Source organism: Streptomyces sp. NPDC096132 (genome assembly GCF_044763345.1).
In the GTDB taxonomy this organism is placed as follows: Bacteria; Actinomycetota; Actinomycetes; order Streptomycetales; family Streptomycetaceae; genus Streptomyces.
Map to the genome: position 1 here is coordinate 97,681 of NZ_JBIWGA010000024.1, position 17,167 is coordinate 114,847.

Annotated in this window: 10 protein-coding genes and 2 pseudogenes; 7 read left to right on the forward strand and 5 right to left on the reverse strand. The window is 71.7% G+C overall.

Annotated elements, in window-relative coordinates; all coding sequences use genetic code 11:
* Positions 1-279: 279 nt before the first annotated feature.
* On the reverse strand, positions 280-2,064 hold the full coding sequence (gene gcl / locus ACIRF9_RS40220) for a glyoxylate carboligase (protein ID WP_403832976.1): 1,785 nt from the start codon (positions 2,062-2,064) through the stop codon (positions 280-282).
* Between the two features lie 180 nt (positions 2,065-2,244).
* Here gcl and ACIRF9_RS40225 point away from each other — a divergent pair, with 180 nt between their 5' ends.
* Positions 2,245-2,952 carry a hypothetical protein gene (locus tag ACIRF9_RS40225; RefSeq protein ID WP_403832978.1) on the forward strand — a complete coding sequence of 236 codons (708 nt, stop codon included), beginning with the start codon at positions 2,245-2,247 and terminating at the stop codon, positions 2,950-2,952.
* Positions 2,953-2,970: 18 nt separating this feature from the next.
* Here ACIRF9_RS40225 and ACIRF9_RS40230 read toward each other — a convergent pair.
* Together ACIRF9_RS40230 and ACIRF9_RS40235 are read right to left on the reverse strand one after the other, a co-directional pair.
* Positions 2,971-3,980 (reverse strand): annotated as a pseudogene (locus ACIRF9_RS40230) (AMP-binding protein).
* Positions 3,977-5,647, reverse strand: a complete 1,671-nt coding sequence (locus ACIRF9_RS40235) for an AMP-binding protein (RefSeq protein WP_403832980.1) — start codon at positions 5,645-5,647, stop codon at positions 3,977-3,979. Before ACIRF9_RS40235 ends, ACIRF9_RS40230 begins: the two are co-directional and overlap by 4 nt.
* 164 nt (positions 5,648-5,811) lie before the next feature.
* Between ACIRF9_RS40235 and ACIRF9_RS40240 the strand changes: the two are divergent.
* The 3 genes and pseudogenes from ACIRF9_RS40240 (at position 5,812) to ACIRF9_RS40250 (ending at position 10,781) form a co-directional block, all read left to right on the forward strand.
* Positions 5,812-6,677, forward strand: a pseudogene (locus ACIRF9_RS40240) (LuxR C-terminal-related transcriptional regulator).
* A 258-nt stretch (positions 6,678-6,935) separates the two neighbouring features.
* Positions 6,936-9,752, forward strand: coding sequence for an ATP-binding protein (locus ACIRF9_RS40245; protein ID WP_403832982.1), 2,817 nt, complete (start codon positions 6,936-6,938; stop codon positions 9,750-9,752).
* Between the two features lie 237 nt (positions 9,753-9,989).
* Entirely contained in the window at positions 9,990-10,781 is a 792-nt protein-coding gene (locus tag ACIRF9_RS40250) for a S1 family peptidase (protein WP_403832984.1), read from the forward strand.
* A 135-nt stretch (positions 10,782-10,916) separates the two neighbouring features.
* Here ACIRF9_RS40250 and ACIRF9_RS40255 read toward each other — a convergent pair whose 3' ends face one another.
* Positions 10,917-12,029, reverse strand: coding sequence for a winged helix DNA-binding domain-containing protein (locus ACIRF9_RS40255; protein WP_403832985.1), 1,113 nt, complete (start codon positions 12,027-12,029; stop codon positions 10,917-10,919).
* Between the two features lie 160 nt (positions 12,030-12,189).
* Between ACIRF9_RS40255 and ACIRF9_RS40260 the strand changes: the two genes are divergently transcribed.
* On the forward strand, positions 12,190-13,329 hold the full coding sequence (locus ACIRF9_RS40260; RefSeq protein WP_403832988.1) for a magnesium and cobalt transport protein CorA: 1,140 nt from the start codon (positions 12,190-12,192) through the stop codon (positions 13,327-13,329).
* Positions 13,330-13,361: 32 nt separating this feature from the next.
* Here the strand turns inward: ACIRF9_RS40260 and ACIRF9_RS40265 are convergent, their stop codons facing one another.
* Positions 13,362-14,003: a TetR/AcrR family transcriptional regulator gene (locus ACIRF9_RS40265; protein ID WP_403832991.1), complete on the reverse strand. Its 642-nt coding sequence runs from the start codon at positions 14,001-14,003 to the stop codon at positions 13,362-13,364.
* Between the two features lie 236 nt (positions 14,004-14,239).
* On the opposite strand from ACIRF9_RS40265, the gene ACIRF9_RS40270 reads away from it, so the two are divergent.
* Together ACIRF9_RS40270 and ACIRF9_RS40275 are read left to right on the forward strand one after the other, a co-directional pair.
* Positions 14,240-15,577 (forward strand): MFS transporter, encoded by a 1,338-nt coding sequence (locus ACIRF9_RS40270; protein WP_403832994.1) that lies wholly within the window; start codon positions 14,240-14,242, stop codon positions 15,575-15,577.
* The gene (locus tag ACIRF9_RS40275) at positions 15,574-17,166 is read left to right on the forward strand and encodes an MFS transporter (protein WP_403832997.1); all 1,593 of its coding nucleotides are present in this window, start codon (positions 15,574-15,576) and stop codon (positions 17,164-17,166) included. The genes ACIRF9_RS40270 and ACIRF9_RS40275 overlap by 4 nt, the downstream gene beginning before the upstream one ends.
* The last annotated feature ends 1 nt before the right edge of the window (position 17,167 follow it).

Here is a 17,167-nt window from a genome sequence, read left to right on the forward strand (position 1 = left end):
ACTCCCACCGGATCACGGCAGCTCCCACCGGCCGGCGCAGCGACTCCCACCGGATCACGGCAGCTCCCACCGGCCGGCGCAGCGACTCCCACCGGATCACGGCAGCTCCCACCGGCCGGCGCAGCGACTCCCACCGGATCGCGGCAGCTCGCGCCGAGCTGCGGCCGCGCTCGCGCCGGACGGTCGCAGCTCCTGCCCGGCCGCGGCCGCGCCTGCCGGACCACCGCGGCTCGTGCCTGACACGCCGAAGGGGCGGCCGCCCCCGTGCGGGGAGTCGTGTCAGACCTTCAGTGTCCTGATCGATGTCGGCGCGTGGTCCGGCTCGGTGGCGAGTTCCTCGAACTCCACGATGTTGGCTATGTCGTTGGTGACGCTCATCGAGATGTTGGTGACCCGTTCCAGGACGGCCTCGACGACGACCGGCACCCGGAACTCCGCCGCGAGCTTCCTGGCCTGCTCGAAGGCGGCGCCGAGTTCGTTCGGGTCGGTCACGCGGATCGCCTTGCAGCCGAGGCCCTCGGCGACCTTCACATGGTCGACGCCGTAGACGCCCAGCTCCGGCGAGTTGATGTTCTCGAACTCCAGGTTGACCTGGAAGTCGATGTCGAAGGCCCGCTGCGCCTGGCGGATCAGGCCCAGGTAGGCGTTGTTGACGAGGACATGGACGTACGGGATCTTGTGCTGCGCACCGACGGCCAGCTCCTCGATCATGAACTGGAAGTCGTAGTCACCGGAGAGGGCGACGACCTGCGCCTCCGGGTCGGCCTTGGCGACGCCGAGCGCCGCCGGGACCGTCCAGCCCAGGGGGCCCGCCTGGCCGCAGTTGATCCAGTGGCGCGGCCGGTGGACGTGCAGGAGCTGGGCGCCGGCGATCTGCGAGAGGCCGATGGTGGTGACGTACCGGGTCTCGGGGCCGAAGGCCTTGTTCATCTCCTCGTACACGCGCTGCGGCTTGATGGGGATGTCGTCGAAGTGCGTACGGCGCTGGAGGGTGGCCCGCTTGTCCTGTGCGGCGGCCGCCCACGCGGAGCGGTCGGGGAGCGTGCCCGCCGCCTTCCGCTCCCTCGCGGCCTCCACGAACAGCTCCAGTGCCGCCCGGGCGTCGGACGCGAAGCCGTAGTCGGGGGCGAAGATCCTGCCGATCTGGGTGGGCTCGATGTCGACGTGGACGAAGGTGCGGCCCTTCGTGTAGACGTCGAGGCGGCCGGTGTGGCGGTTGGCCCAGCGGTTGCCGATGCCGAGGACGAAGTCCGACTCCAGGAAGGTCGCGTTGCCGTAGCGGTGCGAGGTCTGCAGACCGACCATGCCGGCGTTCAGTTCGTGGTCGTCGGGGATGGCGCCCCAGCCCATCAGCGTCGGGACGACCGGAGTGCCCGTCAGCTCGGCGAACTCGACGAGGAGTGCGCAGGCGTCGGCGTTGACGACCCCGCCGCCCGCCACGATCAGCGGGCGCTCGGCGGCGTTCAGCATGCCGAGCGCCTTCTCGATCTGGGCGCGGGTCGCGGCCGGCCGGTAGACGGGCAGCGGCTCGTACGTGTCCGGGTCGAACTCGATCTCCGTCAGCTGGACGTCGACCGGCAGGTCGATCAGCACCGGGCCCGGCCGGCCGGAGCGCATCAGATGGAAGGCCTGCTGGAAGACACCAGGGACCTGGGCCGCCTCCAGCACGGTGACCGCCATCTTGGTCACCGGCCCCGCGATCGAGGCGATGTCGACGGCCTGGAAATCCTCCTTGTGGATCACCGCGGTCGGGGCCTGGCCCGTGATGCACAGGATCGGGATCGAGTCGCCGATGGCCGAGTACAGACCGGTGATCATGTCGGTGCCGGCCGGACCCGACGTGCCGATGCAGACGCCGATGTTGCCGGGGTGGGTGCGGGTGTAGCCCTCGGCCATGTGCGAGGCGCCCTCGACATGGCGGGCGAGGGTGTGCTGGATGCCGCCGGATGCCTTGAGCGCCGCGTAGAACGGGTTGATCGCCGCGCCGGGGACACCGAACGCGGCGCTGACGCCCTCGCGCCTGAGGATCTCAACTGCCGCGCGGGCAGCGGTCATTCGAGCCATCGAGTACTCCTGCTTCGGCTGTCGGAATCGCTCTCCCGTCGCGCCCCGCGGTGAGAACCGATCTGTGCCCAACTTTCCGTATAGTGGAAATTCTTTTCTGCTATCTGGAAGCAATGTAAGTGGGTGCGTGAACGTCGTCAAGAGACGGACAAGCGGGGGCCGAAGGAGGACGATGGGGCCATGTCCGAGAGCGTGCCGGTGCGCTGCCCGGCCTGCCGGAGCGAGCGCCACTTCACCGCGCCGTCCTACCCGTGCGCGTGCGGCGCCCCCGTCGCGGCGGTGCTCGACGCGGGGGCGGCGCCGACGGCCGTCGTGCACCGCGCCTGGGACGAGGACTGGGTCACCCTGCGCTGCGGCTCCTGCGGCCGCCACGGCCAGTGGCCGCACCCGGAGTTGGGCTGCCCCTGCGGGACGGTGCTACGGCTCCCGCTGACCGAGCCGCCGGGACCCGGGCGCGCACCGGACACCTCCGCGAAGCCGGGCACGGAACCCGCGCCGGTGTCCGGCCGCCGCGCCTTCCGTTCCGTGGCCATCCGTACCGCGCTCGACGCGGTCACCGCCGCTGCGCTGTATCTGCGCTGGCTGGGCTACGGGGACGTCCGGCGGGCCGATCAGCGGCCCACCGCCGGCATCGGTCTCGCCGCCCGTGGGCTGCTGGCGCAGGTGGACCCGAGTGTGTGTCCGGCCGCGCTGCGGGACGTGGAGTGTCTGTGGCTGACGGCGATGACCCGGTCCGCCGACTGCGTGTACTTCTCCCTCGCCGGGTACGGCGACGACGCCCGCGCCGGCGCCGACCGGCTGCGCGTCCCGCTCTTCGTGCTGGACCTCACGGGCACCCCGCAGCCGGTGAACGCGGCGGCCGCCGCCCTCGACGCCAGGGGCGCCTGAGGCGGCGGCCGACGGCGCTCAGACGCCGTACCTCTCCCGCAGTTCGATCTTGCGCACCTTCCCGGAGACCGTCATCGGGAACGCCTCCAGGACCTGGAGCCGGCTGGGGATCTTGTAGTGCGCGAGCCGCCCCTCGCAGTAGGTGCGCAACTCCCCCAGCGTCAGCGGGTCCGCCGCGTCGCACGGGATCACACAGGCGAGGACCTCCTCGCCGTAGCGCTCGTGCGGGACGCCGACGACCTGGACGTCCTGGATCTTCGGGTGGCCGTAGAGGAACTCCTCGATCTCGCGCGGGTAGATGTTCTCCCCGCCCCGGATGATCATGTCCTTGATACGGCCGACGATCTCCAGATAGCCGTCCTCGCGCATCACCGCCAGGTCCCCGGTGTGCATCCAGCGGCCCGCGTCGATGGCCTCGGCGGTCTTCTCCGGCTCGTTCCAGTATCCGAGCATCACGCTGTAGCCGCGGGTGCACAGCTCCCCCGCGCCACCGCGCGGTCGGGTCGCGCCGGTCACCGGGTCGACGACCTTCACCTCGATGTGCGGCAGGACCCGGCCAACCGTGCCCGTGCGGTGCTCCAGGTCGTCGTCGCGGCGCGTCTGGGTGGAGACGGGCGAGGTCTCGGTCATGCCGTAACAGATCGACACCTCGTGGGTGCGGTAGGCCGGGTTGATGTTCACCATGATCGCGCCGATGCGGGCGGTGGCGTACTGGACCAGGACCCTCCCCCACTGCCTTAAGGGCGTGGGAGGTGCCCCCACGGACAGTTGACCGCCCAGATGCCCACCCGGTCGCCCTTGGCGACCCCGCTCGCGAGCAGCGCGTACGCCAGCTCGTCGACGTCGGCGGCGAAGCGGGCGTAGGTCCAGCGCCGTCCCGAGGGCACGTCGACCAGCGCCTCGCGGTCCGGCCAGGCGGCGACGGCCCTGTCCAGGTTGGCCCCGATCGTGTCGCCGAGCAGGGCGGTACCGCTCGTCCCGTGCGTGTAGGAGCCGCTCGTCCCGTGCGTGTACGAGCCGCCCGTCACCGGAAGTCCTCCTCGCGGTACTCGTCGGCCGAGCCCGCCGCCGTCGCCTCGCGCAGCTCGATCCGGCGGATCTTGCCACTGACGGTCTTGGGGAGCGGGGCGAACTCCAGGCGGCGGATGCGCTTGTACGGGGCGAGGACCCCACGGGAGTGCTCGAACAGCACCTTCGCCGTGTCCGGGCCCGGCTCCCAGCCCTCCGCCAGGACGATGTACGCCTTGGGCACGGCCAGGCGCAGCTCGTCCGGTGCGGGGACGACGGCCGCCTCGGCCACGGCCTCGTGCTCCAGCAGGGCGCTCTCCAGCTCGAACGGGCTGATCTTGTAGTCGGAGGCCTTGAAGACGTCGTCGGCGCGTCCGACGTAGGTGATGTAGCCGTCGGCGTCGCGGGCGCCGATGTCGCCGGTGCGGTAGTAGCCGCCGGCCATCGCCTCCGCCGTACGGTCGGGGTCACCGTGGTAGCCGGTCATCAGGCCCACCGGCCGCACCGACAGGTCCAGCGCGATCTCTCCCTCGGCCGCGCCGGGCGCGCCCGAGACCGGGTCGAGGAGCTCCACCCGGTAACCGGGGCTCGGCCGGCCCATGGAACCGGTCTTCAGTTCCTGTCCGGGGCTGTTGGCGACCTGCACGGCCGTCTCCGTCTGTCCGAAGCCGTCCCGGATCGTCACCCCCCAGGCCCGCCGGACCTGCTCGATGACCTCGGGGTTCAGCGGCTCACCGGCCGCCACGACCTCCCTCGGCGGGGTGCGCAGCTCGGTGAGGTCGGCCTGGATCAGCATCCGCCACACCGTCGGCGGGGCGCAGAAGGAGGTGACGCCCGCACGGTCCATCTCCGTCATCAGCCGGGCCGCGTCGAAGCGCGTGTAGTTGTGGATGAAGACGGTCGCCTCCGCGTTCCACGGGGCGAACAGGTTCGACCAGGCGTGCTTGGCCCAGCCCGGCGAGGAGATGTTCAGGTGCACGTCACCCGGCTTCAGCCCGATCCAGTACATCGTCGCCAGATGCCCGATCGGGTACGAGGTGTGGGTCTGCTCGACCAGCTTGGGGCGGGCGGTCGTACCGGAGGTGAAGTACAGCATCAGGGGGTCGTCGGCGAGGGTGGGGCCGTCGGGGGTGAAGTCCGCGGGGGCGTCGTACGCGGTCTCGTAGGGCTGCCAGCCCTCGGGCGCGCCGCCGACGGCGATCCGGGTGTAGTCGCCCGGGACCTCGTCGAACTTGCCGGTGTCCTCGGACCGCACCAGGACGTGGCGGACCCGGCCGCGCTCGACCCGGTCGCGCAGGTCGGCGGGGCCGAGCAGCGGGGTGGCCGGGATGACGACGGCGCGCAGCTTCATCGCGGCCAGGGCGGTCTCCCACAGCTCGGCCTGGTTGCCGAGCATGACGAGGATCCGGTCCTCGGCGGCCACCCCGCGCCCGCGCAGCCAGTTCGCGACCCGGTCGGAGCGCTCGGACAGCTCGGCGAAGGTCAGCCGGGTCTCGGAACCGTCCTCCTCCACGATGTGCAGGGCGGTGCGCCCGTTGCCCTCGGCGATGACGTCGAACCAGTCGAGGGCCCAGTTGAAGTGCTCCGGGCGGGGCCACTCGAAGCCTTCACAGGCGGCCTCGTAGTCCTCACGGTGTTCCAGCAGGAAGTCCCGGGCTCTGCGGAACAGCTCCGTCGCCGTCGTCATCTGCGTCGTCCTCCTCGGTGCCGGACCATTGCCGGGCGGCTCTCTGACATCGTGTAATCCGTGATGCAGGTCTCACTACCCCCGAACGGGGGGAGTGCGGCGCCCAGAGGGGGCTGTGTGGAGCATCCCCTGGAAAACACCAGCCACGCGGAAAGGGCGAGGACGTGGCAGCAGACCCTGACGGGAGGGCGGAGATTCGCGGTGCGCCGGCGCGACTGCGGCGGACGACGGGGCTGCCGGTCGCCTTCGGCGGCCTGGTCGAGCCGGGGCGGGCCCGGATGCGGATCAGCGAGTTCAGCGGTGCGGCCACGCTCGCGCTCAGCGGGCTCGCGGTGACCTCCGGGAACGGGCTCGGCGGGAAGGCGGTCGCGCTGGCCCGCCCGTGCGCCGTGACCGACTACGCCCTCTCCCGCCAGATCAGCCACGAGTACGACGCGGCCGTCGCCGAGGAGGGGCTGCGCTCGATCCTGGCGATCCCCGTGGTGGTACGGCGCCGGGTGCGCGGTGTGCTGTACGGCGCCCTGCGCACCGCCCAGCCTTTGGGTGACCGCACTCTGAACGCGGCCGTGGACGTGGCACGGGACGTGGAGCAGGCGCTGGTCGTCGAGGACGAGGCACGCGGGCTGCTGTCGGCGGCCCCGCCGCGGCCCGCCCCCGACGCGGGTCCCGGCCCCGGCTGGGAACAGGTGCGCGAGGCGCACGCGGCCCTGCGGGCGCTGGCCCCGAGGATCGGTGACCCGGCCCTGCGCGCGGAGCTGCTGGACGCCTGCGGCATGCTGACCCCGCGCCCCGGCGACCAGCGGATCACGCTCGCGCCGCGTGAGCTGGACGTCCTGGCCTGTGTGGCGGCGGGGGCGACGAACGCGGCGGCGGCCATGGGGGTCCCCCCATGCCCTTGAGGCTATGGGGGAGGCTGGGGCTGGGCCCGGAGACCGTCAAGGGGTACCTGCGGTCGGCGATGCGCAGGCTGGGCGCGCACACCCGTGGTGAGGCGGTGGCGGCGGCCCGTCGGGCGGGGTTGCTGCCGTAAGCGGACGCGGGACTGTTCCTGTCGGTAACAAGGCCGTGGAAGAGTGCTCCCACACCCCTCGCGACACCCGGCGCCGAGGGCGGACGGTCCGTTCGGATCAAGCCAGGAAGGAGTCCCCACGACAACTACCCATTCATCCGCCGCAGCAGTGAATTTCCCTATGCGTCACGTTGTTATATCCCTCACCACGCCGTCCCTCCGAATTTCAAAGCCCCGTTGCCTAGAATTTGGCCCGAACACGACACTTGGAGGGGAGCGGTGACCGTGCGACGGGACTTCAAGGAGCCTGCCAGATGCCGCCCCGACCTGGTCATCGGCAGGTCGGAGCTGTTCACCTCCGCGCGTGACCAGCTGGCCCGCGGCGGCAGTGTGCTGCTCCACGGCCCCGCCGGAATAGGAAAGTCGACCGTGCTGCGGGCATTGGCCGCGGATTACGGCGACGCGGCGCGCACCGTGTTGCGCTGCTCGGCGACCGAGTCCGAATCCCACCTCCCCTTCCTGGCCCTCGCCGACCTCTTCGGTCTGGTCCTGGACGAGATCTCGGACAAGCTGCCGACGGCCCAGCGCACGGCCCTGGAGTCGGCGCTCACCGGCCGCGGCGAGTCCACCCTGCAGCGCGACGGGCTCGCCCTGCGCCTGGCCGTACTGTCCGCCCTGCGCGCCCTCGCCGCGTCCGGCCCCGTCCTGCTCGTCGCCGACGACCTCCAGTGGCTGGACTCGGCCAGCGCCGAACTGCTCGGATTCGCCGCCCGCCGCCTCGGCGACACCCCCGTCCAGCTGCTGTGCGCGGTCCGCACCGAGGGCCAGGAGTACGACCGCCATCTACGCGCGTCCCCTCCGGACACCCTCGCCGTCCGGCTGAACCCGCTCTCGCGCGCCCAGGTCTCCGCGCTGCTCGACCACCGCGGCTACACCGACCTGCCCCGCTCCACGGTCCGGGAGATACACCGCACCAGCGGCGGCAACCCGCTGTTCGCCCTGGAGCTGGGCCGCGCGCTCGGCGAGAACCCGACCCCGCCGCGCCCCGGCGAGCCGCTGCCGGTGCCGACCTCGCTGCGCGCCCTGGTGCTCAGCCGCCTCGACATGCTCTCCGACGACGCCCGCCGCACCCTGCTGGTGGCCAGCGCGGGCGCCCGCCCCACCCTGGCCCTGCTGCACGCGGCCGGCCGGGAGAACGCCGAGGCCGAGACCGCCCGGGCCGCCGAACTCGGGCTGCTCGCGACCGAGCCCGAGGGTCCCGCCGTACGGTTCGCGCATCCGCTGATCTCGGCCGCGCTGTACGCGGAGGCGCCCGCGCAGGAGCGGAGGGCCGCGCACGCCGCGCTGTCCACGGCCGCCTCCGACCCGATCGAACGGGCCCGCAACCTCGCCCTGGCGACCACCGGCACCGATCCGGAGGTGGCCGCCCGGCTCGCCGAGGCCGCCGCCCTCGCCCGCGACCGCGGCGCCCCCTCCGTCGCCGCCTCGCTCGGACTGCTCGCCGCCCGGCACACCCCGCCGGACGGCACCCCTCCCCCGGACGAGCACCGCCTCCAGGCCGCCGAGGACGCGATCACGGCCGGTGAGGTCGACCTCGCGCGGGACATCGCGCGCGAGGTGCTGACCCGGGCCACCGTGCCCGCCGACCGGATCCGCGCCTGGGAGGTGGTGATCGAGGCCGCCGGGCAGGCCCTCGGCGACGTCGACGCCGTCTTCCCGCAGGCCCTCGCCGACGCCGGCGACGACCCCCGGCTGCTCGCCCTGGTCCACTACCACCTCGCCTGGCGCAAGCTGATCGTCGAGGGCGACTTCTCCGAGGCCCGGCAGGAGGCCGCGCACGCGGCGGAGCTGGCCGCACGCGGCGGCGACCGGCGCACCGAGCTGATGGCGCTGTCCTTCCAGGCCTCCACCGAGACCCTGATGGGCCATCCGAACGCGCCCACCACCATCAAGCGGGCCCTGAAGGAGCCTCAGGACCCGTATGTGGCGTGCCATCACAACGGCGTCGGCGCCGCCCGCTTCCGCTGGCTGCTGATGAGCGACCAGCTGCCCGAGGCCCGCACCACCATCACCGCGCTGCTGCGCGAGGTGCGCCGGCGCGGCATGGTCGAGAGCGAGGTGCACTTCCAGCGCTTCCTCGCCGAGGTCGAACTGCGCTCCGGGCACTGCGGGCGCGCCCTCGACCTGTCCCGCGAGAGCCTCCGGCTGGCCCGCGACTCCGGCATCGGCCTCGGCGCGTCCGCGATGCTCGCCTCGCTCGCCGAGGCCTCCGGCGGTGACGTGGACCGGGCCCTGGCCCTGGCCCGGGAGGCGGCGGAACGCGCCGAGGAGGACGGCGACCAGATGTACCTCTCGCGCGCCCTGGCCGCACTGGGCCACGCCCAGCTGGTGGCCGGGGACGCGGCGGGCGCGGTCGGCTCGCTGCGCCGGGTACGGGAGCTGGAGGTGGGCCTGCGCATCACCGACCCGGCGCGCGGCCGCTGGCACGGCGACCTCGCCGAGGCCCTGGTCCGGGTGGGCGAACCGGGCGAGGCGCAGGACGTCATCGACGTCGCCCGTGAGCACGCGCTGCGGCTCGGCCGGGAGAGCGTGCTCGCCGTACTGGACCGGGCGGAGGCCCTCGTCCGGGCGGCGCAGGGCGACCACGAGGGGGCGCTGGCCCGGCTGACGTCCGTTCAGGACCGGCTCGCCAAGCTGGGGTACGGCCTGGAGGAGGCGCGGGCGGCGTTCGCGCTGGCCCGGCTGCGCACCGGACGGCCCGGTCCGACCTCGTACGACGAGGCGGCGCGGCTGTTCCGGCGGTGCCGGGCTTTGCCCTGGCTGCGGCAGGTGGACGCGGCGGCCGCGGAGGGTGCCGCCGAGCCGGTGCCGGTGCTGCCGCAGGCTCCCGCCTCCGACGCCCTCGAGGGTCTCGCGTCGATGGAGCGTCAGGTCGCCGCGCTGGTGATGGAGGGCGCGACCAACCGGGAGATCGCCGCACGGCTGTTCATCAGCGTCAAGACGGTCGAGGCGACCCTGACCCGGGTCTACCGGAAGCTGGGGATCCGCTCCCGGGTGGACATCGTCCGACTGGCGGCGGGGCGTCACGCGAAGTGAGCCACGCGGGGGTTAACTGCCGTACGCGGGTTGACGGAGGGCCCCCGCGGGTTGACCGAGGGTTTTCCCTGCCCCAACGCCCCTAGGGGGTTCCCTCATTGGGAGGAGGGTGTTCCGGCCCCTAGCGTTTGGGATGTGCCGCTCGCCCGGGCACACGGGGGTCGGTCCCGCGACCCCCGTGCACCACCCCCCACACCCGCGCGACCCCCCACCGGCAAATCCCCCACGAGGAGACGCATGTTCGGGCTCAACCGCGCCAAGAAGGCCGCAGCCGTCGTCGCTGCCACTGCGGCCGCCGCGGCCACCGCACTGCTCAGCGCCCCCACCGCTGTCGCAGCCCCCCAGCCGATCGTCGGCGGCACGACCACGACCACGACCGCCTACCCGTTCATGATGCAGATCACGGACGCCTCGCAGAACCAGTTCTGCGGCGGCACCCTCGTCTCGGCGACCAAGGTGGTCACGGCGGCCCACTGTATGGTCGGCGAGACCACGAGCAGCGTGCGAGTCGTCGGCGGCCGCACCTACCTGAACGGCACCAACGGCACGGTCAGCCGGGTGAGCAAGATCTGGATCAACCCGGACTACACGGACGCCACCAACGGCGACGACGTGGCCGTCCTGACCCTGGCGACCTCGATGCCGTACACCACGGCCTCGTACGTCTCCTCGTCCCAGACCAGCGTGTACGCGGCCGGCACCACGGCCCGCGTCCTCGGCTGGGGCACCACCTCGGAGAACGGCAGCTCCTCCAACCAGCTGCGGACCGCGACCGTCCCGATCGTGTCCGACTCCAGCTGCCGCAGCTCCTACGGTTCGAGCTTCGTTGCGACCGACATGGTTTGCGCCGGATACACGTCCGGTGGCGTAGACACCTGCCAGGGCGACAGCGGCGGTCCCCTGCTCATCGGGGGCGTCCTGGCAGGGATCACTTCTTGGGGCGAGGGCTGCGCGGAGGCCGGTTACCCGGGTGTGTACACCCGGCTGACCACCTTCTCCAGCCTCGTCACCGCGCAGGTCAACTCGTAGTGACCGCGTGACCAGGAATTCCTGAGCACCCCTCAGGTGATCGACCAGGGGGCGCTGCGAGCCTCCACGAGCGGCCCGCAGCGCCCCCTTTCCATGCCCGCGAACAGGTCATCGCGGTCACCGCGGTCACCGCGGTCACCGCGGCCCTACGACGGTCCCGAACCGGATGTCGTACGGCGTCCCCGGGTGCATCGCGCGCAGCATCCGCTCCGCCTCCTCGGTCACGTCCTCCCGCTGCCCCTTGGCCAGCCGATCGAAGGACTCGACGACCAGGACGTCCCCCTCCAGCTTCCACACACCCGCCAGGAAGCCGTCGACGAGGAGGGTCCGGTAGGCCTGGTTGCCCTGCCAGCTGCGGCCCCGGTGCCGGGGCGGCACGACCCGGCTGCGGTCGGCGTGGGAGAGCAGAAGGTTGTCGAACTCGGGGAGGAAGCGGGGCGGGGCCGGGGTGTCGGGGTCCGGGCGGGGGGCGTCCGGCAGGTCGAACAGCTCGGTGCCCTGCTCGTCCCGGAAGGTGAGGAGCCTGGGGCGCAGCCGCTCGAAGACCTCGCGCAGCCGGGTGAGTCCGGCCCAGGTCTGCATGTCCTTGACGGAGGCCGGGCCGAAGGCGGCGAGGTAGCGCAGGGCGACGTCGTCCGGGGCGGGAGCCGGTGCGGCGGGCCGGCCGAGCCAGTGCTCGGCCGTCGTGAGCGCGACCTGTCCGCTCCTCCCCCACAGTCCGCGCGGGGTCACCTGGACGAGCGGCAGCCGACAGCGGGCGGCGACGGCCAGGGACTGCGGGTCGGCTTCGGGCCACTCCGCGGACAGGGCCTCGCGCAGCTGCTTCATGGTGCGCGGCTCGGCCTCCACGAGCTCCCGGGCGAGGGCGGCGAGCCGGTCGAGGTCGACCCCGGCGAGCCCGTCGCGGAAGTTCGTCAGCTCACGGTCGCGGGCGGGCTGGACCAGCGGGCGCAGAGTGAGGCAGTCGTCGGCGGTGTGGGTGTGGATGGTGGACCGCATGGTGACGATCCGCACCACCTCACGATCCGCCATCGGCGCCGACAACTGCTCGGGCACGAACCCGTCGAGGCGCGCGGCGAGCGCGTAGTACGGCGGCTTGACGTTCTGCGCCTGAAGCCCGAGCAGGTGCTCCACCGCCGCCTTCACCGACACCACGGCGGGCCGCAGGAGCAACTGCCGGTCGAGGGTCGCTCGGTTCAGAACGCGGTCGGAGAGCACGGGACCGCCTGCGGACGTCGTCTTCGTCATGCACGGCAAGCTAGCGGGGGTTGCGGACAGGGGCCGTCCGCAACGCAGAGGGGGCCCGCCCGGGCCCTGGGGAGGCTGCCAGGGATGCCGTATGCCCGGTATATCCTGCCCCGTGATCACGCGGACGTAGGGTCGACGCCGAGACCGAGAGGCAGCCGCGATGTCCGATCGCTCCCGTTCCCGGAAGTCCGTCTGGCGACGCACCGTGCCCCCGCCGGAGTCGCCCCGGCCCAGCACGTCGGCGTCGGCGGCGCCGGAGCCGGCGGAGAACGGTGAGGTCGCGAGTGTCGTCCAGGCGGTGCTCTACCGCGACGGCGTCCGGGTCTATGCCCCGGCCGGGCTGGCGGAGACGTACCGTGCGCTGCGCGAGCAGCCGGCCGGTATGGCGTGGATCGGGCTGGCTCGCCCCACCGAGGGGGAACTGCACTCCCTGGCCGCCGAGTTCGACCTGCATCCGCTGGCCGTCGAGGACGCGAAGGAGGCCCACCAGCGGCCCAAACTGGAACGTTACGGCGACACCCTCTTCGTCGTGCTCCGGGCCGCCCGCTATCTCGACGCCCCCGAGGAGATCGACTTCGGCGAGCTGCACGTGTTCGTCGGCCCCGACTTCGTCATCACGGTCCGCCACGGCGCGGCTCCGGACCTGTCGGCGGTCCGCACCCGCATGGAGGAGACCCCGGAACTGCTGAAGCTCGGCCCGGAGGCGGTCCTCTACGCGATCCTGGACGCGGTCGTCGACGGCTATGTCCCGGTCGTGTCGGGCGTCCAGAACGACATCGACGAAATCGAGACGGAGGTGTTCCGCGGCGACCCGGAGGTCTCCCGCCGCATCTACGAACTCTCCCGCGAGATGGTCGAGTTCCAGCGCGCGACCCGCCCCCTGGTCGGCATGCTGCACGGCCTGATGGCCGGCTTCTCCAAGTACGGCACGGACGAGGAGCTCCAGCGCTACCTCCGCGACGTCGCCGACCACGTCACCCACACCAGCGAACGCGTCGACGGCTTCCGCCAGGCCCTCTCCGAGATCCTCACCGTGAACGCGACCCTGGTCACCCAGCAGCAGAACGCGGAGATGCGGGCGCTCGCGGAGGCGGGGTTCGAGCAGAACGAGGAGATCAAGAAGATCTCGTCCTGGGCGGCGATCCTGTTCGCCCCGACCCTGGTCGGGACGATCTACGGGATGAACTTCAGCCACATGCCGGAGTTGCACTGGGTGCTCGGTTACCCCTTCGCGATCGTTCTGATGGCGGTGGTGTGCACCAGTCTGTACGTCGTCTTCAAACGGCGGCATTGGCTCTGACCAGGACCTTTGGACCCTCGAGCGAGTAGCGCTCAGGAAGCGTCCGCGGTGGCCGTCCGAGGCGCCTGCCGGGACCGGGCCCGGGCCGTCAGCGGGAGTCCTTCGAAGGTCTGATCGGCGACGCGCTCCAGCGCGACCACGTCGAACCCGGCCCTGGCCAGTACTTCCATGCCCCGGTTGACCGCCATGAGCAGGTGACTGATTCCCCGGACGTCCGCCTCGGGATCGAGGTCGCCCTGCCGCTGCGCAGCCTGTACGCACCCGGTCAGCGATCCCTCGATCCTCCCGAGGGCCCGCTCGACACGCGCACTGGCCTGCGGATCATGCTCGGCTCCCTCGACGACGAAGCCGGTCACCATGCAGCCGAGCCGGTCGGGGTCGTCGTGCACGACTCGCGCCGACATCACGAGGTACGCGTGCAGCCGTTCCAGAGCGGTGTCCTCGGGGCCTTCGAGTACGGCTGCCCACGCGGCCTCGATCCGGTCGCAGTACGCCTCCAGCGTCCGCAGGTACAGCCGGCTCTTGTCGCCGAAGGCGGCGTAGAGGCTGCCGCGGCCCAGCCCGCCGGCCTTGGCGATGTCGTCAACGCTGGTACCGGCGTATCCGGTACGGCGGAACTGTCGCTCGACGGCCTGTACGACCTCGTCCTTGTCGAATCCCGGTGGGCGCCCCATGACGGCCAGCCTACAGGCCGCACCACCATTCTTGACATTCCGTTCCAGAACTTCCTACGGTTCCTGACAGAACGGTCCAGAACTCTGGTGTCCGTCACTCACGGCATCCCGCGAATCCCGCAGAACGGATGAGACGCATGTCCTCGCAAGATCAAATGGCCCCTCCGCCGACCCAGAGGGGAGGCGGAGGCACACCCTCGAACGCCCGTCCGGCTCTCATCCTCGCCGTGCTGGCCATGGCGAGCTTCCTCGGCCAACTCGACGTGTGGATCACCAACGTCGGCCTGCCGAACATCGGGCAGGGCGTCGGCTCGACCTCCTTGTCGGACCTGAGCTGGGTCCTCAACGGCTACGCGATCGTCTTCGCCGCCCTCCTCGTCCCCGCGGGGCGCCTCGCCGACCGCTTCGGGCGGAAGAACGGCTTCCTGCTCGGCATGGGCGTCTTCGTGGCGGCGAGCCTCGGCGCGGCCCTGTCCGGCGACGTATGGGTGCTGGTCGTCTTCCGCGCCCTCCAGGCGGTGGGCGCCGCCCTGCTGACCCCGGCCAGCCTCGGCCTGGTGCTGACGAGCGCTCCCGCGGACAAGGTGGAGCGGTACGTCAAGATCTGGTTCACCGCGGGCTCGCTGTCCGGGGTGTGCGGACCGATTTTCGGCGGGCTGCTGGTCCAGGCCTCCTGGCGGTGGCTGTTCCTGGTGAACATTCCCGTCGGGCTGCTCGCCATCGCGATGGCCGCCCGGCTCGTGGCCCATGTCAGGGACGAACAAGACGCCCGCATCCCCGACATGCTCGGCGGCGTCCTGTTGATCGTCATGGTCGGCGCCCTGGCTCTCGGCGTGGTGAAGGCGCCCGACTGGGGCTGGTCCGACACCCGCGTCGTCACGTCCCTGGTCGTGGCAGTGGTCGGGCTGACGGCGTTCCTGCTCCGCTCGTCACGGCACCGGGTCCCCGTGGTCGACCTTTCTCTCTTCCGCGACCGGATCTTCGCCTCGGCGAACCTCGCCGGCATGCTGCAACTGGCCTCGTTCGCAAGCCTTTTGCTGTCGACGATCCTCTGGCTGCAGACCCACTGGCACTACTCCGCCATCAAGACCGGCTGCGCCAGCCTTCCCGGCCCCGTCGGCTTCGCGCTGGCTGCCACCGCCAGTGAAACCCTCCAGCGCCGATTCCGGATCCCGGCCGGCGTCATCGCGGCGGCCGGCAGCGCGATCGCCTCGGCCGGCATCCTTCTCTTCGCCGTACTCCTGCACGACGACCCGAACTACGCTTCCGGAGTCCTCCCGTGCTGGCTGCTCTTCGGGTTCGGCGCCGGCCTGGCGCTCCCGACCGTCGTCTCTTCCGCGACGGTCGGCCTGCGCCCCGAACAGGCCGCCACGGGCAGTGCCATCGTGACCATGTCGACCCAGATCGGCTCGGTCGTCGGCATCAGCATCCTGGTCGCCATGCTCGGCACCGCCTCCGGTGGAGCCTCGCTGGAGACCTACCGTCACGCCTGGCTGGTCACGATGGCCCTCATGGCCGCCGCGGCTGTCGTGTCCCTGGCCGTATCGCAGAAGAGGGCGGTGGCAGTCCGATGACGGCACCCGTTCCGGCTCAGGCTTCCCGCGCCGCGGCCCCCGGCAGTGGGCGGGCCCGATGGCTCGGCCTTCTGGTGGTCTGTCTCGGCGTCATGATGGCCTTCGTCGACGTCACCTCCACCATCTCGGCCCTGGGCGACATACAAACCGACCTGCACGTCACGGCGAGCACACTGGTGTGGATCACCAGCGCGTACAGCCTCGCTGTCGTGAGCTTCGTGATGTCCGCCGGGACCTTCGGCGACCTCGTGGGGCGTCGACGCGTGTTCAGCCTGGGGGCCGCCGTCTTCCTGGCCGGCAGTCTGGTCGCCGTTTTCGCCGACAGCGCCGGCATGCTCATCACCGCACAGGCGATCGCGGGCCTCGGCGGCTCAGCCGTGTTGCCGACGAGCCTGGCGATCGTCAGTGCCACCTTCACCGACCCGCACGAGCGCACCGCCGCGATCGGCATCTGGGCCGCGTGCTCCGGAGTGGGCCTGGCCGTCGGCCCGATCCTCGCCGGAGCCCTGCTCGAACATTTCTCCTGGCACGCCGTCTACATCGCCAACATCGTCATCGCCGCCGCGGCCCTCCTCCTGGCCCCGGTCTTCGTGGCCGAGTCCAGGCACCCCACCCGCAAGCTCGATCTCGCGGGCCTCGTCCTGGGCACGGTGATGACGGCCTCGGCCACCTACGCGATCATTCAGGGGGGCGCCACCGGATACACCGAGGCGCCGATCATCACCATGTACGTGGTCTTCGCCGTGTCACTGTTCCTGTTCGTACGCGTGGAACTCCGGCACCCCGACCCCATGCTGGACCTGAGGCTCTTTCGGAGCGCGTCCTTCTCGGCCGTCATGGGCGTGGCTGCCGTCAGCGTTTTCGGACTGGTCGGTGTCGCCCTGCTCAGCGTGCTCTACATGGAACGTGTGGGACAGACCGGTCCCCTCGACGTCGGCGTGCGCCTGCTGCCGCTGTTCGGAACGTTCCTCCTGGTCACCGTGGTGGCCGCCCGGGTGCTGGTACGCCGGGTCGGACTCACGCTCCTGATCACTGCGGGCCTGGTCCTCATCGGAGCCGGATCTCTCGCGCTGCTCGCGACCGACGCCTCGGGGGGTTACGGGGCGATGTGGCCCGGGCTGCTCGTGGCGGGCATCGGCGCGGGGCTGCTGACGGCGCCCTCGACGGCCGCCGCGGTCAACAGTGTCCCGCCACAACAGGAGGGCATGGCGGCGGCAGCGGTGAACATGGCTCGCCAGCTGGGAACGGTGCTCGGCCCCAGCGTGCTCGGCACCGTCGTCACCAGGCGCTTCCCCCGGAACCTGCGTGACCGTCTCGTCGAGGCGGGCATCCCCTCGCCACAGGCCGACAGGATCGTGGAGGGCGCGTCACACGGCGGCGGCGCGGCAGACCTCCCCGCATCCCTGGCCCGCGTGGTGGGAACGGCGGCACCGAGGGCGTTCACCGATGCCGTGCACTTGGGCAACGTCATGGGCGGGGTCGTACTGATCGTCATGGCCGTGCCTGCGGCGCTGTTCGTCCGCCACAAGGTGCACAGCCCCCGGACGTCCCCAACAACGTCGCCCCGAACAGCTGGTGTTGATCACTGAC